Source organism: Parafrankia soli (assembly GCF_001854695.1).
GTDB lineage: Bacteria > Actinomycetota > Actinomycetes > Frankiales > Frankiaceae > Parafrankia > Parafrankia soli.
In genome coordinates this window covers 1-23,809 of record NZ_MAXA01000271.1, presented here as the reverse complement: position 1 = coordinate 23,809, position 23,809 = coordinate 1, and the positions used below count along the sequence as shown (strand labels likewise).

Here is a 23,809-nt window from a genome sequence, read left to right as displayed (position 1 = left end):
TGCCCTTGACCGAGGACTTCCGTTGCTAGCCTACCCGGGCGCCATCGCCCTGTCCGAGTCGACCCTGAACTTCCTCGCCACCCTGCTGGCCGACGACCGCGCCCAGCGGCAGACCTGGCGAAAACTGCCGCCACACGACCARGCGCTCCTCGTACTCGCGCACCTACGCAACGGCGACACCTACGAGCAACTCGCCGAAGGCTTCCAGGTCAGCGTCGGCACCGTCTACAACTACGTCCGCGAGGCCGTCGAGCTGCTCGCCACCCGTGGCCGCAGCCTGCTCGCAGCGGTCTGGATGTTTGCGTGGACCCAGAGCAACTTCCTCATCCTCGATGGCACCGTCGTGCGTACCAACCGTGTCCGCGCGCACAACCGGCTGTACTACTCGGGCAAGCACAAGTACCACGGGATCAACCTGCAGGGCCTCATGGACCCGTACGGCCGGATGATTTGGATCTCCGAGGGACTGCCCGGCTCGATCCACGACCTCAAGGCCACCCGGATGCACGACATCCTCCACGTGATCAACAGCGCGGAGACCATCCATCTCTTCGCCGACAAGGGGTACGTCGGCGGCGAGAGCGACCATCTCCTCCTCCCTTACAAGAAGCCCGCGAACGGCGAGCTCTCCGACATGCTCAAGGAGATCAACCGCACCCAGGCGGCCACCCGCGCACCAGGCGAGCGTGGGTTCGCGGTACTGAAGAACTGGCGGGTCCTCAACCGCTTCCGCGGCTGCCCACGCCGTGTCGGCAAGTTCGCCCAGGCCGTCCTCGTCCTTGAACAGGAAGGAATCTAGAAAAAGCTACTTTGAAAATGCTCACTGGATGGGATGGGTTGCGAGCACGCCCAGCCGGGGTTCTTCCGACGCCGTCACGCCGGCTTCACCGTGAGGTTCGGAGGGCTTGCCGGATGGTTGGGGTCGGCGGTAGGGCGGAATGCCAGCCGACAGACCAGGAAAGCTGCGAGAAGAGTGACAGGCAGACCCGCAACCATGCTTGTGATGTCGGCCTCCGACTTGATGAACTGGATGAAGAAGGGAAAGTAGATGACCGCGAGTCGGAGATCGTGCCGCGGATGCAGAGTGCGGTCAAGAAGCCGGACGCTCACTCCTATGACGAACATCCCGACGAGCAAGACGAGGAGACCGCCGTGTCGGTGGAGATCCGCGACAGGCGGTATGGCGGCGCTGGTGTGGATGCCGGGACCGGCACCGAAGTGGATCCGCGCGAAGTCCGCACCGGAGCTGATGACCGGTTTCGAAGGCCAGATCATCCGGGGGACCAGCCCCAGTACCGGCGCATACAGGTAGTCGGTCAGCGGGCGGTAGGCGTACTGGGTTGGTGTCGTCTGGACCACCACGGCGAAACTGTCAATCTGGCGGGTCCGTTCCGACATGAGGTCGATGGTGGCTTCGAACCTGCTGGTCTCATCCTGGGCGAGCGTGTTCTCCAGCACCGCTGGTGCCTGCCTGAAGGCGTCCGAGGGCGCCAGCGTGTAGTCGGCGCTCCGGGAGTTCTCCCGATACGCCTGAATGAAGGGGGCAAAACCTACGACGAATATGGCCAGGGCTACCGATGTGACCTTCCAGGGGAAGCGGCCGTGAGCGGCGAGTACCATCGCCGGTGCCAGCACAGCGAGGATGAAGGACTGCTTGCCGCCGGCGAGACCACCGAGCAGGACCTGAGCCGCCGTCAGCGTGATCAGGGTCGTCCGGGAAACGGCCGTTCGCTGTTGGACGAACGCGATGGCCGCGACGATCAGTGCATAGTCGCCGCACTGGAACATGACGCTCACGAGCTGGCCAGTCGACGCCGGGTTGGTGAGTAGCTGGGACGGATCTCCGACGTAGCCGAACCTACCGCCCATCAGCTGGATGAGACGCCCCAGAACGGAGATTCCGAACAGGATCCAGGGGGTGCTTGTTCCGCGGACTCTTGTCTCATCGACCCGAACAGCGCCGCTGGCGATTCGCCGGCCGAGACGAGTCATGAGCCACCCCGGGCCAACAAGGTAACCCAGAAGCCACGCGATCAGCGCCGCATGAAGGAACAGTAGCGTCAGGAGCACGCTTTCCTGCGCGATGCGGGCGCTGGCGTCTCCCTGTTGCCTCCGCCAGGCCAGGGAGGTGAGGCCAAACCCGATTCCGAACCAGACCAGATACCAGCTTCCGGTGTGCATCGAGCCAAGCCCCAGGGACCGGTTGCGGCGTGATCCGACCACGACCAGACCGCCGACGGTAAGAAGCATCAGGCTCACGCATCGGAGGGTGATCCGGTCCGGGATCGTCATCGGGCGCACGCCCTCGACCAGAAGCAGCACTCCCGAGGCGAGTACTGCCGCCGCCCCGACCGGCCAGGACCAGGATCCGGAGCGGTGCGTGGCAGGAGACCCCGGTGTGGGCCATCCGGCGACTATCGGTGCGTGGCTCGGGGTCGGATGCATCGATCGTCCGGCCGATGTCATTCAGATCAGGATCTCGAGGAGCCGGGCGAGACGCTTGTCGTAGGTGTGGTCGGCGTGCGCCCGGGCGGTCGCGGCGTCACCCAGCGCGCGTGCGGTGCTGGGCTCGTCCACCAGCATCTTGATGTGGCCGAGCAACTCGTCGAAATCGTGAAAGGACAGCACCTCGTCTCCGGGGCGGAACAGGTTCGGAACTTCGCGGCGATGCTCGGTCAGTACCGCCGCGCCGCAGCCGGCAGCTTCGAACAGCCGGGAGTTCACCCCGTCGATCTCCGCGGGGTGCATGCTGTTCAGGACGCCTGCCGCGCGGCGGAACACCCGCGCCTTGTCGGCACGGGCGATGTATCTCCCGGTGTGCGCCTTGTGGATGCGCCCGTCGGTGATCAACCGTGGCATGGGTCCGCCGTAGATTTGCAGTGGGACCTGGTGGTCGAGGAGCAACGAGAGAATTCGGGCCCGCGTGCCGTAGACGTTTCCAGCGACCACGATGTGGCCCGCGGCGTCGCAGGGCCCGTCGTCCACATCGGCCGGTACGCGGTGCCATGCCGGATTGCACGCCTGGGGGAGATAATGCGCTGGCAGGCGCAGCGTCCGGGAAAGTCTATCGACAAGAGCGGGCTCTTTGGAGAAGATTGCGTCGAACGGTGACAAGGCTATCGACGTCGGTAGGTTGGATACTGCATCGGGATACCAGAGGCAGACCTTGGTCCCGGATCGGCGCATCGCGGTGACAGCGGACGGAAGGAGCCAGGCCTGAACGGTGATCACTGCGTCGAGTTCGAGTTCGGCCGCTCTTCTTGTGAGTCGCCGCTGGGTGAGCTCCAGCGTCGCCGGAAATGCTTTGGAGAGCGCGTGGATGCTGTGATTTACGACTTTTCGTCGACTGCGGTGCTGGGCTGGTCCGAGGCGGTAGGCGGAGGCTCCGAAGGCCTCCAGTCCCATCGCGATGTTCTCGGCGAAGCTGTCCTGGAAGACAGGACCGATGACACCCACCCGCATTGCTGATCCATCCTTCTCATCAGTTCGGATTCTGGTCCGCCCGAACGGGCGCGGTCCGCGGGCTGGCAGAGCGGACCCGGGTTCGCAGCCGTCCAGCCAGCGCGACCGGTGTGGTGTTCGTCTGGCGCACCACGGCTCGGAGCAGTAGCAGGAACGAGACCCCGTAGGCGGCCGATGATGCGATGGCGGCGCCCATCACTCCCATGACCGGCAGGAGAAGGGCGTTCAGGCCGACGGTGAGGACGAGTGCCAGGCCCTCGGCCTGGGCGACGGTGCCCGAGCGGTCGAAACCCCGCAGGATGTCGCCCATCACCTTGTTGGTGCCGAACACCGCGGCGCCCGGGGCGAGGACGAGCAGCAGCGGAAGTACATTGTCGAAGGACGGCCCCAGAACCGTTTCCACCAGGAAGGGGGCGATGCCGCACACGACGAGTGATGCGGCGACGCCGATGCCTGTGCTGCCGAGGACCGCCGTCGTCAGTATGCCCTGGCCCACGACGGCCTCCCGGTCCCGGATCGCTGCGATCTTGGGCATCGCGACGCTGCCGAACGCTGCCGTGACCGGTTGGGGGAGCAGGCTGAGTGACACCGCGACGGCGTAGTTCCCCAGGGCGGCCGGTGGCACCATCAGGGTGAGGATCAGCTGGTCGAGCCGCGCGTTGAACAGGTACGGCACGCGGGAGGTCAGGTTCATCAGCCCGTAGCGCATCATCGGGCGTACCAGCCGGCGGCTGAAGTGCCCGTTCTTCGAGATCCGGCTCCGTTGCAGGAGCCAACCGGCGACGCACTGCGCGAGGATCGAGCTGAGCAGCGCGATGGTCACGCCCTGGACGTGCATCTGGCCGAGAACCACCACCACGRCCACAGCGATCGCGTAGCTGACCGGCTGGACCAGGGTCGCCAGGTTCCAGGCTCGGACGTCGGTCGCCTGCAGGCACGATGCCCACACCCCACCAAGGAAGATCAACGGCTCTGCGGCAAACGCGAATCGCAGCGCCGTGACGCCGCCCTCCGGATGGCCGCGCAAGATCAGCGGGGCAGCAAGATATCCAATGGCACCTGCGAGAGCGCCGCAGCCCACAATCAACCGTGCGCCGGTGCGTACGACGTCCGCGGCCTGATCCCGCAGCCTCGCGGTGTAGAAACAGACGGATGCGGTGATGCCGCATTCCAGGATGGCGGCCGTTGCCATTGTGTAGGCGAAGACTGCGGCGAATGTGCCTCGGCCGGTACTGCCCAGAAACCGAGCGATGGCAAGTCCGACCATCGTGCTCACCGCGGCGCGGAGGATACCGGTACCGGCCGTCTGCGTGACAGCGCGAAGGTAGGTCGGCTGACATCTACGATGTCTTCCCGGACTCACGGACACTGGTTACGCGCGAACCTGGTCGTCGCCAGGCGCAGCGCGACCGCACCGTGGGTGCGGTTCCCACGGGAGAGGGCCAGGACGTTCACGGTCAGATCTCCTTCGACCGCGGGGCGCAGTCCACCGGGGGTGAGGTTGAACACCTCGTAGTCGGCTGCCGTGAGCAGGTCGAGGACGGCACCTGTCGAGGAACCGGTCCTCGCGCAGTGCGCCGGGATCGTCTCGAGGACGAGGGCGGGCCGATGCGTGCCGAGCAGGCCGGTCGCCCCCTGTAGGACTGCCAGCTCGTGGCCTTCCACGTCGATCTTGACGAGTGCGGGAGGACGATGACAGCCGGAATAGTCGTCGAGGGTGGTGAGTGGCGTCTCCAGGCAGTTGTCCGGGTTGGAGGTGAGATGCGCCAGCCCGGAGGCGCCCGCAACGGTCCGCAGGTAGCCGACACCACTGCGCGCTCCGACCGCYGTCGGGACGGCCGTCACGTTCGACAGATCGTTCAGCCGGACCAGGCGGGTCAGATTCTCGAACGTGGATGGCGCCGGTTCGAATGCGTGTACCTGCCCGTCCTGACCGACCTTCGGAGCGGCCCAGAGCGTGTATACGCCAATGTTGGCCCCCACGTCGTAGAAACAGCCCCCCCGCTCCAGGGCCACGTCGAGTACCGGTGCAAGCGCGGGCGGCCGGTAGCGCAGGGAAAATATTGATCGGACCGACCCGTCGGTGGCCTCTGGGAACCAGAACTCGAGGCCGTTGTGAAGGGTGCCGCACAGCGGGCCACTGTATCGGCGTCGGCCGTGGACTCGACCTATCACCCGGTCGCGCCCACGGATGTCGGGTAGCCGGGCGTCGAGTACGCTGGCGGCCCGCCAGCGCAGCGGACCGGTATTACTGGAAAGGAACGTTCTCATGCTGGTGTAGGTCCGTTCCATCTGCGACGGCCCGGGAGCGGAGCTACCGGCGCGCCCCTACTATGAGTAACTCAGTTTTTACTGACTGTAGCACTCTGGGGGTTGTCTCGGCTTCACTGTGGCGCGTGGGCGACCGCGAGAATGTTGCGTGCCACGATCCGTCCGCGGCGGCCACCACCCTCGGCGGCGAGCGTCAGCATGATCATTCTGCTGACACCCTGCCACAGCAGCCGTCGGGCAGCGCTCGACGGCGTGGTGCGGGGTCGGGAGCTGTCGACAGGCGTGTGCGCGGTGTCGGTCCGCCCGGGTGCCCAGGCGATCGCGGTCATGGTCCGGGTGACGATGTGACCGCGGTGACTGCCCGTCTCCGCGGCGAGCGCAAGCCTGATAACACCGCTGAATCCCTTCCACAGCAGTGCGCGGGCGGTGCTCCTCAAACCGTGCGGGATTGGTTCGCACCCCCGGATGTCCACATCCACGAATCCGCTCGTCAGCAGCGCCTGCTGCAGGCTGCGCGGCGTGAAGAAGATCTCATGGGTGAGATCGCCGAACACGGTGTTGCCGGCGAGCGGGCTCGCCGCGTTCGGGACCCGCGCGAGGAACATGCCGCCCGGGCGCAGCACCGCCGCGACGAGTTCCAGGACGTCCAGCAGGTCGTCCCGGCTCAGATGCTCCAACAGGTCCAGGGCGATCACGACGTCGAGCTCACCCGTCGCGGCCTGGATCGCGGTCCGCAGGTCGTTGTGTTCGACTTCGCGCACGCCGTTGCGCCGCGCCGTCGCGATCTGCTCCTCGCTGATGTCCACCCCGCGTGCCCGGCGGTAGCCAGCCCGGTGCAGCTGCGCGAGCAGCAGCCCCTGACCGCAGCCGAGTTCGAGGATCTCCGTGTCGCGGTCGGCGGGCAGGTACGGCGTGATGTCGCGGCCGAAGACCAGCCGGGTGTCGGCAACCCTGCCGTATCCGGAGTGAGTGGAGGCATAGCGCTCGTACAGCCGTTGCCCGGCGGTCGTGGCCGTCATGCCGACCGCCCGCCGGACGTCGCCGCGACGGGGGCTTCCGCCTCGCGGCCACGCTCTGTCGATCCTGCGCCGCCGTCGTCCGCCGGCACCGCGAGGGTAGAGAACGGGGCGCCGGCCAACGGGCGCCGTCCAGACGGCGGGAGCGAAGCGTCCAGGACCTGGTAGCCGGCGTTATGCAGAGTCTTCGCCACGGCGGCCGCGTTCCGGGTCACCACCTCGCACAGGATGACCGGTCTGACCTGCCGCAGCATCCGGTGCGCGCCGGTGAGGACCGTCACCTCTGCGCCCTCCACATCGATCTTTACCACATCCGGTGGCGGGAAGTGCGCGAGCAGATCGTCCAGTCGGAAGACCGGAACGGTTTCAACGCTGCGCACTCCACCGGTCTGGGTCGTGCCGAATCCGTGCAGATGGCTCGTCGCGCGGTTCCTGGTGGCCACACAGAACCTGCCGACGCCGGTCGACTCGCCGACCGCAGCCGGCAGCACGTCGACCGGGGCCCGGTCGTTGGGGATGCGCAGAGATCGGCGGAGCAGGTCGACCAGCCAGGTGTCGGGTTCGATGGCGACTACGGCGCCGCCCGGCCCGGCGATTTCGGCCGCGGCGAATGTGAAGAGCCCGAGGTTCGCGCCGACGTCCCACACGATGTGGCCTGGTCGTACCTGCTCCTGCACGAAGCTGACGAGCGCCGGGTCGACGTCGGCGAGCGATCGGCGGATGTACTTCAGTCCGCCCTCCGAGGAGGTGTAGATCCGTGTGCGTTCGAACGGCGGTGGAAGCCGCCGCCGCAGCACCAGACGATGGGAGAGGCGTTCAACCAGGTGGCGGACAGCTGGCCGGTTGGGCACGGTGCTCCTTCGGTGGGACGGGTCCGACCCGTCGGCGGTGCATCAGGGGGCGGGACGGAGTTCGGTGCTCAGCTGGATCGGCAGACGGCCCTCGACGGTGAAGACGGTGGTGGGCGCCGAGGCGGTCTCGCCCCATCGCGTCGCGCGCCAGCTCCGTCGCACCCGCCAGTGCCCCGTTCCGTCGGTGCGGACGACCAGGCGCTGTGCGCCGACGGCGGCGACCAGCAGTTCTTCGGTGTTCGGCCTGGCGCCCGGTGTGCCGGCGCCGGCCGGTCGTGCCGGGCGGACCACCACGTCGGCGCCCGGCGCGAACGTGAGAACAAGTTCGATCCGATGCCAGCCGGTGCCCGTGATGCGGTCGACGAGCCGGACTCCGGACTCCTCGACCCGCCAGGTCCGCCAGTGGACCGGTCGGCCGGGCAGATGGCGATAGCCGTCGTGTCCGGCGGTGAGCTCGACGACGTCGGGATGGTCGCTCGCGTCAACCAGGTGGGGCCGCGCGCGCCGGCCGGCCCGGAACGTGCCCCAGACCTCGGTGGAATCGACCCCGTCCACGATCACCGTCGAGTGCGCGGCCGTGCCGCGTTCCGCGTCGCGTGTCGGGCCGGGCTCGTAGGTGGACGTGCCGGTGTCGACAAGGATTGGAACGCCGTTGTACCACAGCAGAAACGAGAGCGTGTCCGCGTGCGCGTGCGCCGGCAGCTCGTCCGGACAGGGCTGGCCCACGTCGGCGAGGACCTGCCAGGGGCCTTTGCGTAGCACGGCCAGACCGCTGTCGGCCAGCAGCACGCACGGCGCCGCGGTGTTACCAGCCGCGACTGTGCCAGCCGGGCCAGCCGGGCCAGCCGGGCTAGCCCCGACCGTGCCAGCAGGGTCGGCGGGGTCGGTGCAGGCCGGGTCCACGAGCAGCTCCTGGACGGCGGCGGCGCTCACCGGGAAGCCGTCGTTCAGCAGCGGCACGGTGCCGTCGGGGGCCAGCACCGAGGTCAGCCAGCGCTGCATCGCGGCGATCGCGTCCGTCAGCTCGCCCGGAACCGCCGCGCCCGTCGCGGCCACCAGACCGGCGAGGTCACCGAGATCGGCCAGCACCTGGCAGTGGTAGGCGGGAGCCCGTTCGTAGTGGCCGCCATCGGCGAGCACCTGGCGTTCGACCTCGCGGCACACCGCGTCGACCCATCGGCGGCGGTCCGGCTCGTCGCCCGCGACCACGGCGAGGCCGGCGAGCGCCTTGTAGTTCTTCAGCAGGTGGTTGCCGCCGACGTCGGTCTCCAGGTGCGCCCGGAGGAACGACCGGTGTGTTCCCAGATCCTGACGGATGGTCGCCTCGGCGGGAGTCCGCCGGGTGAGGCGCTCCGACAGTGCGCACAGCGTCCAGGCCCGGAGGGAGACGACGTAGGGGGACCAAGCGACTCCCCGTCCTATCGTCGCTGCTGAACGCCACGACAGGTACAGCGCGGCGAACCTCGACTGGGCGGGACCAGGATCCGTCGCCCCGTCCGGCGTGCCCTCCGCCGCCCCCGCGTCCCCCGCGTCCAGGGCCCAGGCCCAGTCCCAGTAGTGGAGGTGGTAGCGCCACAGCAGCGGGGCGTCCCGCTGGCACCAGTCGGCCTGCTCGGGTCCCTGTTCCGGTGGATGCAGCACCCGGGTGGCGCCGAGCAGGGTGAGCCGGCCACGGACGATCTCCGTGGCGGTCGCACCCGAGACGTTCACCCGGCCGTCGAAGGGCACGAACCCGGCGGGCCAGACGCCCGCCACCGTGCCGCCGCGCAGCAGCGCGCCACAGACCGCGGGGTAGCGGGCGAACAGGGCGCGCTGGGTCCGCAGGCGGGCGCGGGCGGCGATCTGATCCGGCCGGAGCCCGCGCGTCGTACGCACGTAACGCCCCAATGGAGCCAGCATGGTCATCGCGGTGCCGAGCCCCGTGCCGGCGCTGCAGGATCCACGCCGGCGGACCCGGCGAGTCTCTCGGTGTCCCGGCGCTGACCTGGGATGAGCGCCGCGGGGGCGGGGGAAGTCGCATCGGGCGCGGTGCCTGCTGTGGCGACACTTCTCCCGACGGCGATGCCCGTCGCGACCGCGGTGCCCGGCACGGTGGAGCCGGACGGCATTGTGCGGAGCACGCCGACCGTGAGCTCGTACCAGGCGTGGTACAGRCAGAAGACCAGGCCGGCCCGGCCGTCCCGCCAGCCGGCGCGCAGAACGTACATGTAGAGGAAGAGCAGGGCGGGCTTGGCCGGCACCAGCGGAAAGATGATCTCCTTGGCCAGCGTGCGCCCGAGTGGCCGGGACGACCGCCGGGACTCCCGCAGGATCCGGGGCAGCCGGCGCCACGGCCTCGGCCCGTCGCGACGGTGTGCCTCCAGCTCCGCGTAGCCGACGTGCTTGCGCAACCACGCGGGGATGCCCTTGCTGTCCTCGTCGATCAGGTCGGCTGACAGCCGGCCCACCGAGCCGAGGACGGTGGCCCGTTCGCCGTAGGCCACCGTTGTGTCGAAGGAGCACCGCTCGCGGTGCAGCAGCCGGGCCTGCCAGCTGTTCGTGTACCAGCCGCAGTGGGCGATCCAGCGGCCGGCGAACGCCAGCCGGCGCCGCATGCTGAAGGCGGCATGCTCGCTGCCGCCGACCCGGTCGGCGATCTGGGCTGCGAGGTCGGTCGGGATCCACTCGTCCGCGTCCAGGAACAACACCCAGTCGTGCGCGACCGCCGGATGGCGCATGGCCCACTCCCGCTGGCCGGCGTAGCCCCGCCAGAGTTCGGTCACGACCTCGGCGCCCTCCGCCCGGGCCAGCGCCGGGGTGCCGTCTGTGGAGCCCGAGTCGACCACTATGGTCTGGCGGCACCAGCTGGCGGACCGTACCGCTCGGACGATGTTGACGGCTTCGTTTCGCGCCAGAATGATCGTCGTGACGGGGACCGATCCCGGAGCGGGATGGTCCGTCTCCGGCGTTTCCGCGGCTCCGGCGGTGCCGTATGCGGTCGGCCAGTTTCGCGGACCGGCCGGGGACGTGGTTCCGGCGCGGATCATGTCGCCGCCGTGCGCGCGTCGAGCAGCCAGTCGAAGTACCGGACGGGGTCGAACGGGTTCTCGGCGCGCTGTTCCGGGATCGCGCCCAGCGCGGTGACCATCGCCGCGGCCAGATCGTCGGGTGTGTCCCGTTGGTAGGCGATCAGCACCGGGCCGGCGACCTCCCGGTTGTGGGGGCAGTCCGCGGCGATCGCCCAGACGCCGGCGAGCCGTGCCTCGGCGAGCGGATAGCCGAACGATTCGATACGGGTGGGATAGACGATCGCGTGGCAGCTCTGCTGGAACTCCGCGAGCCTCGTGGGCGTCAGCCGGCCGACGAACCGCAGGTGGCGGCAGCCCGCCAGCCCCTCGGCATGGGCCTCCGAAGCCGTCGCTGTGACCGAGACCGTGATCTCCGCCCCGGTCTGCCGGGCGGCCAGCCCGGCCGCCCTGTCGACCGGGCGCAGCAGCCGGCCCATCGCTTTGAAAGGCGCGAAAAGCACCGGGCAGAGAAGGTCGACGCGATCGCCGGTCTGTCCGCGTACGGCAGCCGCCGGTGCGCGGCTTAGCGGATGGGGTCGTACGGCCAGCCGGGAGGTGAGCTCCGGCAGCACGGCGAGTACCCGCTGAGCCATGGTTGTGGTGGGCACGACCACCATGTCCGCCCGTCGGGCGCAGGCGCGGATGATCTGGGCCTGCTGCGCTGTCCCAGGCGGCAGCCCGCCGGGGATGGCAGCGATCTCCTCTGGAGGCAGGAAGTGTAGGAGGTTGCGCAGAAGCACCCAGCGTTCTCCGCGGGTGGCGACAAAGCCGACGTTGTTCAGCGCGACGGACCGCCGGTGCCGGCCCAGGGTTTCCCGGCGAGCCAGCCAGGTCGGCGCGACCCTCCGGTCTCTGCCCACCACCTCGACGTCGGCCGACGGGCGGTCGGCCAGATAACTGTCCAACTCGGTGAGGAACCGCAGCGCGCCTCCCATCCTGGCGCCCGCGCAGTCGACGAGGACTCGTCCGATCGCCGGGGTCATGCGGTTACCCCGGCGTCCGACACCGCCTGCGGGTCAGACGGTCGCGTCCCGGTCACTCCGGCGGATCCGGAGGAGGTCCCTCCCGCTGGCCCGCGGGATGAGGGAATCCGGGAGCGGCGGTGGGCGTACAGATAGCCCGACCTCGCCTCGCCCAGGTCGGTGCATACCCGTGAAGCGTTATCGAGGAGCGTCGCGTCGAAACCGTGGCGATCGAGGATGGCCTTCAGGGCCGCCGGCGAGCCGAACGGCGGGTGCACCTCCATCACGATCCGGTCGACTGCCGCCAGCCAGCCGGGATCTCCGAAGAGCGCGAACTCCGATCCCTCGATGTCCATCTTGAGCAGGTCGACGTGGTCGACGCCGCCGCGTTCGAGCACATCGGTGAGGCGCAGGTCCTCGACCTCACCGTCCCAGTGCGTGGCCGTGCGCCGGGCGGCCGGGTCGGACAGCACTCCCGAACCCGAGCCGACCAGAGCGTGCACGAGCTGGATGCGATGGCTGACGTCGTTGGCCCGGGCATGCCGGGCGAGGAGGGCCGCGAACCCGCGCTGTGCCTCGACGGCGATCACATCGGCGCCGGCCCGGGCTGCCAGCACGGAGAACAGTCCCTGGTTGGCACCGAGGTCGACGACGACCTCGCCGGCTGCCGGCGCGTATCCGGGCAGCGCGAAGTAGACGCCCCTGCAGTACATCTCCCGCGCTCCGCCGAACGCGGTCCCGGGAAGCGTGATCTTCACCCCGTCGAGTGGGCGGAACGTCCACTCGCGACCGGCCATCGCCTCGTCCGCGGCAGTGAGGGTGCCGGTGGACACGACAGCCCGGATGTTCGTCGCGACCGCCGCGGCGAACCGGAGCGCGGCATACGGGCCGGCCACCACGTTTATGCAGAGCAAGTCCGAGACGAGGACCTTGCCGCGTGCTGGTGTCCGCGCTGGTGTCGATGTCGCCGGGAATGCGGCCAGGGAGCTCGACCTGGCCCGGGGCCGCTCGGCTGCGCGTAGCAGCCGGGCCTCGGCTCGGATGCCGTCGGTGAACGAGCGTGGTGCAAAGCCGAGGTCGGTGCGCGCGTCCTCGATGGGGAAGTGCTTGTCCTCGACGAGGCGGGCGATCTGCTCCGACTTCAACCGGGGCCGGTCCGCCCGTCGCTCATATGCGCCGACGAGCGCGCGTACCGGGCCGACAGGTACCGGCAGGCACACGACCCGCCTGCCCACAGCATCGCCGGCCGCGGTGACGATCTCGCGGAAGGTCAGCGCGGTCGGTCCCGCGATGTTGTAACAACGCCGGACGGCGACGTCTGTGGTCAGCACGTTCAGAACCACCTCGGCGAGGTCGTCGACGTGCACCGGCTGTTGAAGGTGATGACCCCCGCCGGGGACCGGCAGTACCGGGCAGCGCGCGAGCAGGGCGAGAAGTCGGGCCATGTTGCGGTCGTCCGGCCCCCCGTAGATCATCGTCGGTCGGATGATCGTCCAGTCGAGGTCGCTGCGCTGGATCGTCTCCTCTGCCGCCGTCCGCACCTGCTTCGAGGGCGGGTCCAGAGTCGTGAAGATCCCCGTTGTCGAGACGAAGACGGCACGCTGTGAACCGGCGCGTTCGGCCGCGCCGATGATCGTCGTGGCGTGTCCGGTTCCGAGTGAGGCAATGCTGACCAACGCGTCGCCTGCGACCGCGTGGAAGGCGCGGTCGACGGCGGCCGGATCGTCGAGGTCGCCGCGGACGGATTCCGCGCCGAGCTGGCGAACGATCTGTTCGGCCCGGTCGCCGCGAACGAGGACCGTGATCCTATGTCCCCGGTCCAGCGCTCGGGTGACGACGCGGCGCCCCAGGAAGCCGCTTCCGCCGGTGACGAGGAGCTTCATCGGACCACACCCGGATGTGTTCGGCGAGAGGAGTCCACAGACGGCCCTCGGTACTGCGGCGACAGTCTCATCGGCTACTCATCAGAATCCGGTCCTCGCTGTCCGTGGGAACAGGCCCTGGATGGTTACTCTTCGTATTCTAAAGATAGCCGAATCGACCCTTGGGGTGGCGCGTCGATCGGTGCGGCGTGTCGACGTCATGACTGCTAGCCGTCGAGGTCGACTCAGACCGGGCGAGTCGGTGCCGTCTGCCTGCCGGAGAGCGGCGTTTCTCAGGCTCGTCGGCGGGCTCTCGTCTGACCGGAATGCTCGGCGCCTCGGGCGGTCCTGTCCCCGGCCGTCCGAGGTCCGGGTATGCCGACACCGGGCACGTCATCGCCGGGTGCGTCGGCACTGGGTGCGCTGACGTCGGGTACATCGGCGCTGAACAGTTCCGGGAGCAGTTCCAGGAGCAGATCGCGGTAGCGGCGAGCGAGTTGCGCGCGGTCGAAGTGGGCGGCGACGTGAGCCTGTCCGGCTCGCCCCATGGCGGCACGCCGACGAGGATCCGTGGCCAGTGCCCGGACGGCGGCGGCAAGTGCGTCTGGATCCTCCGGAGGCACCACCATGGCGCCCGCCTCGGTGAGGATGCGGGCAGCCTCGCCGCGCACCGAACCGATGATGGGCCGGCCTGCGGCCAGAATCTCGAACATCTTCGAGGGGATGAAGGTCTCGAACAGCGGAACGTCGCGCAGTGGCACCAGGCAAATGTCGGCGGCGGCCAGCAGGCCGGGTACCTCGTCGCGGGTGACCGCCGGGTGCAGCGTTGTGCTCGTGAGTCCGAGTTCGGTGACCCGCGCGGCGAGCCGCTGCTTGTCGGCCCCTTCGCCGACGAACGCGAAGTGCACAGGCGCGTTCTCCTCGACGAGGCGGGCCGCGGCGTCCGCGATCGAGACGAGTCCCTGGGAGATGCCGTGCGCGCCGACGTAGAGCACAAGGAGCTCACCGGGACGCACGCCAAGCTCCGCACGGATGCGCGGAGTCTCGGTCATCCGGTCGATGGCGTCCGGGTGAAACCGGGTGAGATCGACCCCGTTGGGGATGACGTGCACCTTGGCCGGTTCGATCCCGCGCTTTACGATGTCCTCACGGAACCCTTCGGTGACTGTCACCACCGCGTCGGCCGCGCGGTATGCGGCCAGTTCCAGATGTTCGAGTGTGGCGATGACTGTCCGGTTCGTGATCACGCCAAGCTGGACGAAGATMGCTGGCCACAGGTCGCGTACCTCGACGACCAGTCGCGCGCGCCGCAGCCGAGCCAACATCCAGGCCGACCCAAGAGAGAAGAAGGTGGGGGAGGAGACGACGACCACGTCGGCCGGGCCAGCACTGCGGGCGCCGAGCAGCACGGAGGAAACCATGAACGACAGGTGCCCGAGCGTCTTGCGCGCGATGCCCTCGTTCGGTGTCGCGTAAAGCCATGTGCGGACCACCCGGTACCCGTCGACGTGCTCGATCCGGCGCAGCGTGCGGCGGTACGCGGCGGGCACGACCCCGGTCGGATGGTTTGGCATTCCCGTCAGGACGGTGACGTCGAGTCCGTCGGCGGCCCACGCTCGGGCGTTCTCCGAGAGACGGGCCTGCGGCGCGCCGACCTCGGGCGGGAAGTAGTGGGTGACTAGCAGGACCCTGGAGGCACCGGAGCCACGCATCACGAAGTCGACCTCCTGCAGATCTGTTGACTCGGTGGGGTTCGTTCACCAGGCCTGCGGCGCTCACTGATGATTGTCACGATGACCGGGTAGCTGGGTCGTCTCAGCTGCTTCGGCCGGGACGGGAGCTACCTCGGCTGGGCCAGGGGCGAGCTGCTCGGTGGCCTGTCGCTGCCTCGGGACAGTCAGTCCGACGACGCCGTCATCGATCGGAGCGGGCTCGGTCGCGGGGTGGGCACGCCTGGGCGCGCGGGCGGAGGCGACCAACCGGGGCGCGTTCAGATAGCCCGCAACGATCACTGCGATCGCGAGGTTGGCCGCCACCCGCACACCTGTACTACCCCGCGTGGCGACCAGCCCCAGCCCCGATACGGTCGTGACGAGGCAGGCGACCGTAGCCGTGACCCGGGTGTGCGTCCATCCCACGTCGGTGAGCCGCTGGTAGGTGTGAGTGCGGTGGGGCAGGTACCAGCGCTCGCCCCGCCGGACCCGACGCACCAGCGTGGCGCCGGTGTCGGCGAGGTAGAGCAGTATCGGCGCGAGTACCGCCTCGGCCGGGACGCCGGACATGACGCCCTGCAACGCGAGCACGGCGAGGCTGGCGCCGAGGGTGTAGCTGCCGACGTCGCCCAGGAAGATCCGCGCGCGGGGGAAGTTGAACGGCGCGAAGCCGATCGCCGCCCCAGCAAGAACGGCGCCGCCCGCGGCCAGGGCCGGCGCGTCGTGGAGATGGCCCACGACGACGAGGGCACCGCCGGCGACTGCGGCCTGCGCGGCCGAGATGCCGTTGATCCCGTCCATGAAGTTGAAGGCGTTGACGAACCCCGTCACCCACAGCGGGCCGATCAGCGCGGCGGCAGACAGCGCCACCACGGGTGGGATCGACGCGGTGTCGAGGGACACGCTGGTGAGGATCACGGCCGACACCACCATGCCGGCGAGCAGTTGCAGCGCCAGTCGGTGCAGTGGGGCTATGCCGCCCACATCGCCGCCGATGTCCTCGGCGAGACCGATGAGACCGAACAGTGTCACCCCGACGGTCATCGGGAGCAGGTCGGGGGCGTCGCCGCGACCGCTGGCGAGCATGAGAACCAGCACGCCGGCGAAGAGGCCGAGGGCTACCGCGATGCCGCCGCCCCGCGGGGTCGGTACCTGGTGCGAGGAGCGTTCGTTGACGTCGTCGATGGCGGCCAGGCGTCGCATGGCGCCGAGCACGACCGGTGTGGCCGCGAGGGTGACCAGCAACGCCGCGGCTCCCGCTCCGACCATGTCGCTCCTTACGGTTTGGCCGGTGATGACCCGCGCGTGGGCACGCTGGCGCCGACGAAGGCGGATCGCTCACAGGTAGGTGTGACACTCCAGTGGCACGGCAGGGCCGATGTTCGCGACTGAATGTAACGCATCAACTACGCTCCGCCGCATGATGCGAGTGCGAGTGTCCGACCCGTTGCGGAGCCGCGGATCTTCCGCGCGGCAGGTCCAGGCGATGGGCCGGGATCTCCGGTGAGGCAGGTGGTCCAGGCCGCCGGCGGTGGAGAGGTTCGGGTCGTCGACACCCCGATTCCCTCCATCGGGGCGACCKAGGTACTCGTGGAGACGGCGGCCACCATCGTGTCCGCCGGTACCGAGCGGGCGGTGACGACGCTCGCCCGGTCCGGCCTGCTGGCCAAGGCGCGAGCACGCCCCGACCTCGTCCGCAGAGTGGCGGAGAAGGCCAAAGCGGACGGGATCGGCGAGGCGGTCCGCTCGGTCCGCGACCGGCTCGCCTCCGAGCTGCCCCTGGGCTACAGCGGGGCCGGTCGGGCTGTCCGGGTGGGTACCGCTGTCGAGGGCATCCGGCCCGGCGACCTGGTGGTCACCGGCGGGGCGGGCTGGGCGAACCACGCCGAGTTCCAGGCGGTGCCCGGACTGCTGTGCGCGCGGGTGCCGGACGGGGTTCCCGAGGCCGACGCCGCCTTCGCGACCATCGCCGCCATCGCGCTGCACGGGCTGCGCCTGGCCGAGGTCGGACCGGGAGCGAAGGTGGTCGTCGTCGGGCTGGGCCTCATCGGCCAGCTCGCCGCCCGCATCGCGCTGGCCAGCGGATGTGACGTGGCCGGTGTGGACCTCGCGGACCTGCCGCTGACCGCCGCCGCCGCGACCGGCGTGCGGGCGCTGCGCGAGTCCGGCGACGCGACCACGGCCGCGGTGCGGGAGTGGAGCCGGGGGCGCGGGGCGGACGCGGTGCTGATCTGCGCGGCGGGCCGGTCCGGCGACCCGGTGATGCGGGCGACGGAGTTCGCCCGCGACCGGGCGCAGCTCGTCGTCGTCGGGGACGTCCCGCTGGGCCTGACGCGTGCGCCGTTCTACGAGAAGGAGCTCGTCCTGCGCTTCGCGCGGTCGTACGGCCCCGGCCGGTACGAGCGTGGCTACGAGGAGTGGGGGGTGGACTATCCAGCGGGCCAGGTTCGCTGGACGGAGGGCCGTAACCAGGAGGCGGTGCTCGACCTGCTCGCCGCCGGCCGGCTGTCCGTGGCCGACCTGGTCACGCACGCCTTCCCGCTCGAGCAGGCCGCGGCCGCCTACGATCTGGTGGCGACGCGACGGGAGCCGTACCTGGCCATCCGCTTCGACTACCCGCGCCGCGCCGAGCTGACCGAGCCGGTGGAGGGCGCCCTTTCCGCGGGGGGCGCTCCGCCCGCGGAGGGGGCCGTCCCGACCGAGGGTTCCGCCCGGGGGGACGCGCGGCAGGTCGGACAGCGAACGCAGCGGGTGGAGCGTCGGGTCGGTCCGCCCGGCCGGCGCCGGGGTGACCGGGTCGGTTGGATCGGTGCCGGGAACTTCTCCGGCTCGGTGCTGCTGCCGGCGTTCCGGGCCGCCGGTTTCGACCGGTTCACCAGTGTCGCGTCGGCCAGCGGACGGTCGGCTCGCGCCTTCGCCGACCGGCATGGGTTCCAGGGGGCCGCGACCGGGGTCGACGAGCTGCTCGACGACGACGACATAGACGTGGTGGTGATCGCGACGCCGCACTCCACGCACGCCCGGCTGGCCGCGGCGGCACTCGAACGGGGCCGGCACGTGTGGTGCGAGAAGCCGCTGGCCCTCGACCTGGCCGAGCTGGAGATGGTCGAGCGGGCGGCGGCCGTGGGCGGCGGCGTGCTGATGGTCGGTCTCAACCGCAGGTTCTCCCCGGCGGTCGTCACGGCCCGGCGGCGCCTGGCCGAGCGGGACGGCCCGCTGAGTCTGGTGTACCGGGTCGCGGCCGGTCCCGTACCCGCCGAGCACTGGTACGGCGACCGGGTCGAGGGAGGCCGGCTGTTGGGCGAGGTCTGCCACTTCGTCGACACCTGCGCGACGCTGGCGGGCAGCCGGGTCGAGGCGGCGACAGCGATGCCCGGCCGCGCTGGTGAGGCGCTGCTGGCCGAGGACCTGGCTGTGACGTTGCGGCACGTCGACGGCAGCCTGTCGACCATCGCGTACAGCTCCGCCCGCCCTCGGGCCTGCCGGAAGGAGATGGTCGAGGCTCTCGCCGGCCGGCGTCACCTGCGCATCGACGACTTCCGGGAGCTGGTGGTCGACGGCGGCTCGGAATGGAAGGGCGCGCAGGACAAGGGACACCGGGCGGCGGCCGGCGCGTTCCTGCGGATGTGTCGCGGCGGCGCGACCGACGTGACGGCCGAGCTGATCGCGTCGTCCCGGGCGACGCTCGCCGCCGCCGCGAGCCTCGGCACCGGACTTCCACAGCCAACCGGACTTCCGCAGTCAGTGGAGGCAGCCGCCACCGACCCGGCTGTCATCGACCCGGCCGGTGCTCCCCGCACGGGTACGGGGCGGGTGGGCGCGGTCGGGGTGCCGGCGGCGCGGACAGCGGATCCGGACAGCACGCCTCTGGACGGCGCCGGCCTTCCCGCCGCCCAGAGGGGAAAGAGCGAACCATCCGTCTGACATAGGGGTAACCCGGGTGGACCCGGAGACAGGAGAACAGAGATCGTGCCTCGCGCGCTGATTACGGGAATCACCGGCCAGGACGGGTTGTATCTGGGGGAATTGCTTGTTGGGCGGGGTTATGAGGTGTTCGGGCTGGTGCGCGGGCAGTCGAACCCGAAGGTGGCGACCGTGGAGCGGCTGGTGCCGGGGGTCGTGTTGTTGGAGGGTGATCTGACGGATCTTCCGTCGTTGATCGGCGCGGTGGAGATCTCCCAGCCCGACGAGGTGTACAACCTGGGTGCGATCTCGTTCGTCGGGCTCTCCTGGAAGCAGGCGGAGCTGACCGGGGAGACGACGGGGATGGGGGTGCTGCGGGTTCTGGAGGCGCTGCGGATCGCGGGTGGTAATGACCTGTCGCGGGTGCGTTTCTATCAGGCATCGTCGTCGGAGATGTTCGGAAAGGTGCGGGAGACGCCGCAGCGGGAGACGACGCCGTTTCATCCGCGTTCGCCGTACGGGGTGGCGAAGACGTTCGGGCATTATCTGACGGTGAATTACCGCGAGTCGTACGGGTTGTTCGCGTGTTCGGGGTTGTTGTTCAATCACGAGTCGCCGCGGCGGGGCATCGAGTTCGTGACGCGGAAGATTTCGCGGGCGGTGGCGCGGATTTCGCTGGGCCTGCAGGACTCGGTGTCCCTGGGGAATCTGGAGTCGCGGCGCGACTGGGGTTTCGCGGGGGACTATGTGGACGCGATGTGGCGGATGCTGCAGCAGGACACCCCCGGACGACTTCGTGGTGGCCACCGGCGAGACCCACAGCATCCGCGAGTTCCTGGACGTGGCGTTCGCCCGGGTGGGCATCAAGGACTGGTCGGGGTACGTGCGGTCGGATCCGCGGTTCTTCCGTCCGGCGGAGGTGGACGTGCTGGTGGGGGACGCGTCGAAGGCGGGTGAGGTGCTGGGGTGGAAGCCGCGGGTGGGGTTCCGTGAGCTGGTGGAGATGATGGTCGACGCCGACCTCGCCGCCGAGCGGGCCGAGGCTTCCCACCCGGGACCGGCCCACGTGGACCCGGCGGCTGGTGGGCCGCTCTCCTCCCTGCCGGGTCTGCCCACCGGGCGCGACCCGGTCGACGGCCTCGCGCGGGATCGGACGGCGGCGCCGTGACCGCGGCCTCCGCCCACGTGCCGGCGGTGCCCGGCAAGGCACCGAGGTCCGGGAACGCGTCGGTGCCCGACCAGGGCGCTCTGCCCGCGGCCGGCCTGCACGCCGTCGTCATCGCCGGCGCGAGACCGAACTTCATCAAGGTGAAGCCCGTTCTCGACGCGCTGGCGGCCGACGGTGCCCGAACCAGTTTCGTGCACACGGGTCAGCACTACGACGAGGCGATGAGTGACGTCTTCTTCGCCGATCTCGGGCTGCGGCAGCCCGACCACCATCTGGAGGCGGGTTCTGGCTCGCACGCGGTGCAGACCGCGGCCGTGATGACCGCGTTCGAGCCGCTGTTGGCGCGGCTCGCACCCGATGTCGTCGTGGTCGTCGGCGACGTGAACTCGACGTTGGCGTGCGCGCTCGTCGCGGCGAAGGCGAACGTCCCGGTCGCCCACGTCGAGGCCGGCCTGCGCAGCGGTGACCGGACGATGCCCGAGGAGATCAACCGGATCGTCACCGACCGTGTGTCGGACCTGTTGTTCGCCCCCAGCCCCGAAGGTGTCGTCCACCTCCTCGCCGAGGGTGCGCGACCGGAGTCGGTCCACCTCGCGGGCAATGTCATGGTCGACACGCTGCTCGCCTGCCGGGAGCGGGCCCGCTCCCGCCCCGTGCTCGCCGATCTGGGCCTGACCCCCGGGGAGTACGGCCTGGTGACACTGCATCGGCCGAGCAACGTCGACGACCCGGCGGTACTCGACGGGCTGCTCACGGCACTGGGCGAGATCGCGCGCCGCTGTCCGCTGGTGTTCCCCGTTCACCCGCGTACCGCCGGCCGCCTGGCCGGGCGGCTGCCGGACGGGGTGCGGGCACTCGGACCGGCCGGCTACCTGGACTGCGTCGCGCTTCAGATGGGTGCGCGACTGGTGCTCACCGATTCTGGTGGTGTCCAGGAGGAGTCCACGGTGCTGGGCGTTCCGTGTCTGACCCTGCGGGAGAGCACCGAGCGGCCGATCACGGTCGCCGAGGGGACGAACCGGGTGGTGGGCTGTTCCCCGACGGCGATCACCGCGGGCGCGTTCGAGGTGCTCGACCGGCCGCCGCCGCCGCGTTGTCCCGATCTGTGGGACGGGCACGCGGGCCGGCGGATMTCCGCGGTGCTCGGGCGGACCCTGGAACGCCGGGCTCGTCGCGGCAGCGGAGAGCGCCCGCGTGGGCAGGCGGCGACCGCGTCCGACCTTCTGCCGGCAGCATCGACAGTCGATCACGGAGCGTGACACACCGTAATGCTGTTGCGTAGCTGACAGTGTTTAATGAGTCACAATAAGTTCATGACTTCTTCGGGAAAGCTGGTGGTGGTCGGCCAGGGGTACGTAGGCCTTCCCGTGGCGATGCGCGCGGTCGAGGCCGGCTGGCGGGTGGTCGGTGTCGACGTCGACGCCGGGCGGGTCAAGCGGCTCGCTGCCGGCGAGTCGTATGTCGAGGACGTCTCGCGGGACCGGCTCGCCGCGGCACTCGACTCCGGGCGGTATGAGCCGACGGCCGACTTCGCGGCGGCCGCGGGGTTCGACGTCGCGGTCGTCACCGTCCCCACCCCGCTGCGGGAGGGCGCGCCCGATCTGGGTTACGTCGTCGAGGCGGCCCGCAGCCTGGCGCCGCTGGTGACACCGGGGGCGACAGTGGTGCTGGAGTCGACCACCTATCCGGGGACGACCGAGGAACTGTTCGGGCCGTTGCTGGAGGAGGGATCCGGGCTCACCGCCGGAGACGACTTCCGGCTCGGCTACTCCCCGGAGCGGATCGACCCGGGAAACCCGACATGGCGGCTGGAGAACACGCCGAAGGTCGTCTCCGGAGTCAACGACGCCTCGCTCGAGGCGGTCCGGGCCTTCTACGACTCGCTGGTGGACCGTACCGTGTCGGTCGCCTCGACGAGGACGGCCGAGCTCACCAAGCTGCTGGAGAACACCTTCCGGCACGTCAACATCGCCCTGGTCAACGAGCTCGCGATGTTCGCGCACGAGTTGGGGGTGGATGTGTGGGAGGCGATCGACGCCGCCTCCACCAAACCGTTCGGGTTCATGCCGTTCCGGCCCGGCCCCGGCGCCGGTGGCCATTGCCTGCCCATCGACCCGTCGTATCTGTCCTGGCGGGTGCGGCGACGGCTCGGCCGCAGCTTCCGGTTCGTCGAACTGGCCAACGACATCAATGACCACATGCCGGACCATGTGGTCCGTCGTGTGATCGACATGCTCAACCGGCGCGGACGCTCGGTGAGTGGCAGCCGCATCCTTCTACTCGGACTGGCCTACAAGAGGAACACCGGCGACTCCCGTGAGTCGCCTGCCGCGCGAGTGGCCGCGCTGCTGGCCGATCTCGGTGCCGGGGTCCTCGCGGCCGATCCGCACATCGACCCCGCGCAGGCGCCGGGACGGGTCGCGCTGGTGGACGCCGACGCGGCGCAGATCGCGGCAGCCGACCTGGTGGTCGTGCTGGTGGACCACGACGCGTTCTGTCGCGACCTGGTGATGCGTCACGCCACGGCCGTCCTCGACACGCGCCGGTGGCTGCCTGCCGTGTCCACAGGTGCCGCCGGTGCGCCGGTGGATCATACGCAGACCGGAATGCTGTCCGGTCCGGCGCGCGCCTCGGTGGTCGACGTGCCGGCGGCTGATCTTCCGGTCGGGGCGGTTGTCCCGGCGCCTCGTTCCGAGCCGCGCCGCGTCCTCATCGAGTCGCTGTGACCTACGGCGTGCCCGACGCCGAGCCGACTGCCAGCGCGGCTTGACGCCAGGGGTCAGGGGGTGGATCTCAACCTGTAACCGATCGTTCTGGTCGTCATGACCCGGACGGGGCGCCACGCAACGGCGCCCCGCCCGTTCGTCTGCCCCGAGGTCCCGAGTGTCGTGACTCTGTGTAGTAGAACTCTCTCTGTAGGTTAGCGAAGGTTGCCGGGCGCCCTGGAGGGGAGCTGATGAGAGTTCTCGTGACCGAGATGCGTAGCGCGCGGGCCCTGTCCTTCAGGTCGGGGTTAGCGCATCGACGACAGCGTGACAGGCGTGCCCGCTACGCTGGCATCTGTGGGGTCGAAGGTGGTGAAGCGGGCGTACCGCTACCGTTTCGACCCGACTCCCGATCAGGCCGCCCAGCTCGCGCGAACCTTCGGCTGTGTCCGCTACGTGTACAACCGGGCGCTCGCCGAACGGCACCGGGCCTGGTTCCAGGAGCAGCGGCGGGTCACTCACGCCGAGACCGACCGGATGCTCACGGGGTGGAAGCGCGACCCGGAGACGGAATGGCTCGCCGAGCCGTCGAAAGGTCCACTTCAGGCCACGCTGCGGAATCTCCAGACCGCGTATGTGAACTTCTGGCAGAAACGCGCCGGCTACCCGACGTTCAAGAAGAAGGGCAGGACTCTCGACTCGGCGACCTACTTCCGGAACTGTTTCAGTTTTCGGGACGGTCGGATCACGCTGGCGAAGCAGGACGCGCCGCTGGCGATCGTCTGGTCGCGTCCGCTGCCCGAGGGTGCGGAGCCCTCGCGGGTCACGGTGTCGCGGAACGCCCGCGGCC

The 23,809-nt window shown here is 69.8% G+C and carries 17 protein-coding genes and 1 pseudogene; 6 read left to right on the top strand and 12 right to left on the bottom strand.

Going from position 1 to position 23,809, the window contains the following annotated elements; genetic code table 11:
* A partial coding sequence (locus BBK14_RS32505; RefSeq protein ID WP_241832032.1) for a transposase family protein occupies positions 1-799 on the top strand: 799 nt, incomplete at its 5' end.
* Positions 800-873: 74 nt separating this feature from the next.
* Here the strand turns inward: BBK14_RS32505 and BBK14_RS32500 are convergent.
* The 12 genes from BBK14_RS32500 to BBK14_RS32445 all read right to left on the bottom strand — a co-directional run bounded on the left by BBK14_RS32500 (position 874) and on the right by BBK14_RS32445 (position 16,452).
* Positions 874-2,292, bottom strand: a complete 1,419-nt coding sequence (locus tag BBK14_RS32500) for a hypothetical protein (protein ID WP_131802484.1) — start codon at positions 2,290-2,292, stop codon at positions 874-876.
* 174 nt (positions 2,293-2,466) lie between these two features.
* Positions 2,467-3,462 carry a CgeB family protein gene (locus tag BBK14_RS32495; RefSeq protein ID WP_083391411.1) on the bottom strand — a complete coding sequence of 332 codons (996 nt, stop codon included), beginning with the start codon at positions 3,460-3,462 and terminating at the stop codon, positions 2,467-2,469.
* A 19-nt stretch (positions 3,463-3,481) separates the two neighbouring features.
* Positions 3,482-4,825, bottom strand: coding sequence for an oligosaccharide flippase family protein (locus BBK14_RS32490; RefSeq protein WP_131802483.1), 1,344 nt, complete (start codon positions 4,823-4,825; stop codon positions 3,482-3,484).
* Entirely contained in the window at positions 4,822-5,733 is a 912-nt protein-coding gene (locus tag BBK14_RS32485) for an FkbM family methyltransferase (RefSeq protein ID WP_157904376.1), read from the bottom strand. The genes BBK14_RS32490 and BBK14_RS32485 overlap by 4 nt, the downstream gene beginning before the upstream one ends.
* A 113-nt stretch (positions 5,734-5,846) precedes the next feature.
* On the bottom strand, positions 5,847-6,752 hold the full coding sequence (locus BBK14_RS32480; protein ID WP_071066966.1) for a class I SAM-dependent methyltransferase: 906 nt from the start codon (positions 6,750-6,752) through the stop codon (positions 5,847-5,849).
* Positions 6,749-7,600, bottom strand: a complete 852-nt coding sequence (locus BBK14_RS32475) for an FkbM family methyltransferase (protein ID WP_083391409.1) — start codon at positions 7,598-7,600, stop codon at positions 6,749-6,751. The genes BBK14_RS32480 and BBK14_RS32475 overlap by 4 nt, the downstream gene beginning before the upstream one ends.
* A 42-nt stretch (positions 7,601-7,642) precedes the next feature.
* Positions 7,643-9,475 (bottom strand): heparinase II/III family protein, encoded by a 1,833-nt coding sequence (locus tag BBK14_RS32470; protein ID WP_241832031.1) that lies wholly within the window; start codon positions 9,473-9,475, stop codon positions 7,643-7,645.
* A gap of 26 nt (positions 9,476-9,501) precedes the next feature.
* Positions 9,502-10,626, bottom strand: coding sequence for a glycosyltransferase family 2 protein (locus tag BBK14_RS32465; RefSeq protein WP_071066963.1), 1,125 nt, complete (start codon positions 10,624-10,626; stop codon positions 9,502-9,504).
* Positions 10,623-11,630: a glycosyltransferase gene (locus BBK14_RS32460; RefSeq protein WP_071066962.1), complete on the bottom strand. Its 1,008-nt coding sequence runs from the start codon at positions 11,628-11,630 to the stop codon at positions 10,623-10,625. The genes BBK14_RS32465 and BBK14_RS32460 overlap by 4 nt, the downstream gene beginning before the upstream one ends.
* Positions 11,627-13,492 (bottom strand): FkbM family methyltransferase, encoded by a 1,866-nt coding sequence (locus tag BBK14_RS32455; RefSeq protein WP_071066961.1) that lies wholly within the window; start codon positions 13,490-13,492, stop codon positions 11,627-11,629. Before BBK14_RS32455 ends, BBK14_RS32460 begins: the two co-directional genes overlap by 4 nt.
* 272 nt (positions 13,493-13,764) lie before the next feature.
* Positions 13,765-15,183, bottom strand: a complete 1,419-nt coding sequence (locus BBK14_RS32450) for a glycosyltransferase family 4 protein (RefSeq protein ID WP_083391408.1) — start codon at positions 15,181-15,183, stop codon at positions 13,765-13,767.
* Between the two features lie 63 nt (positions 15,184-15,246).
* The gene (locus BBK14_RS32445; RefSeq protein WP_083391407.1) at positions 15,247-16,452 is read right to left on the bottom strand and encodes an MraY family glycosyltransferase; all 1,206 of its coding nucleotides are present in this window, start codon (positions 16,450-16,452) and stop codon (positions 15,247-15,249) included.
* A gap of 234 nt (positions 16,453-16,686) precedes the next feature.
* Here BBK14_RS32445 and BBK14_RS32440 point away from each other — a divergent pair, with 234 nt between their 5' ends.
* From BBK14_RS32440 to BBK14_RS32420, 5 genes and pseudogenes are all read left to right on the top strand, one after another.
* Positions 16,687-19,107, top strand: a complete 2,421-nt coding sequence (locus BBK14_RS32440; RefSeq protein WP_071066960.1) for a bi-domain-containing oxidoreductase — start codon at positions 16,687-16,689, stop codon at positions 19,105-19,107.
* 45 nt (positions 19,108-19,152) lie between these two features.
* Positions 19,153-20,254, top strand: a pseudogene (locus tag BBK14_RS32435) (GDP-mannose 4,6-dehydratase).
* Positions 20,255-20,316: 62 nt separating this feature from the next.
* Entirely contained in the window at positions 20,317-21,513 is a 1,197-nt protein-coding gene (wecB, locus tag BBK14_RS32430) for a non-hydrolyzing UDP-N-acetylglucosamine 2-epimerase (protein WP_071066971.1), read from the top strand.
* 54 nt (positions 21,514-21,567) lie between these two features.
* Positions 21,568-22,980 carry a nucleotide sugar dehydrogenase gene (locus tag BBK14_RS32425; RefSeq protein WP_071066959.1) on the top strand — a complete coding sequence of 471 codons (1,413 nt, stop codon included), beginning with the start codon at positions 21,568-21,570 and terminating at the stop codon, positions 22,978-22,980.
* A gap of 348 nt (positions 22,981-23,328) precedes the next feature.
* Positions 23,329-23,809, top strand: a 481-nt coding sequence (locus tag BBK14_RS32420) for an RNA-guided endonuclease InsQ/TnpB family protein (RefSeq protein WP_157904375.1), incomplete at its 3' end; no start/stop codon positions are given.

What these genes read in the sequence shown, in the direction of transcription:
- BBK14_RS32425 (WP_071066959.1), top strand. Translation starts at nt 21,568, where the DNA reads ATGACTTCTTCGGGAAAGCTGGTGGTGGTCGGCCAGGGGTACGTAGGC.
- BBK14_RS32480 (WP_071066966.1), bottom strand. Translation starts at nt 6,752, where the DNA reads ATGACGGCCACGACCGCCGGGCAACGGCTGTACGAGCGCTATGCCTCC.
- BBK14_RS32455 (WP_071066961.1), bottom strand. Translation starts at nt 13,492, where the DNA reads ATGAAGCTCCTCGTCACCGGCGGAAGCGGCTTCCTGGGGCGCCGCGTC.
- BBK14_RS32500 (WP_131802484.1), bottom strand. Translation starts at nt 2,292, where the DNA reads ATGACGATCCCGGACCGGATCACCCTCCGATGCGTGAGCCTGATGCTT.
- BBK14_RS32460 (WP_071066962.1), bottom strand. Translation starts at nt 11,630, where the DNA reads ATGACCCCGGCGATCGGACGAGTCCTCGTCGACTGCGCGGGCGCCAGG.
- BBK14_RS32445 (WP_083391407.1), bottom strand. Translation starts at nt 16,452, where the DNA reads ATGGTCGGAGCGGGAGCCGCGGCGTTGCTGGTCACCCTCGCGGCCACA.
- BBK14_RS32495 (WP_083391411.1), bottom strand. Translation starts at nt 3,462, where the DNA reads ATGCGGGTGGGTGTCATCGGTCCTGTCTTCCAGGACAGCTTCGCCGAG.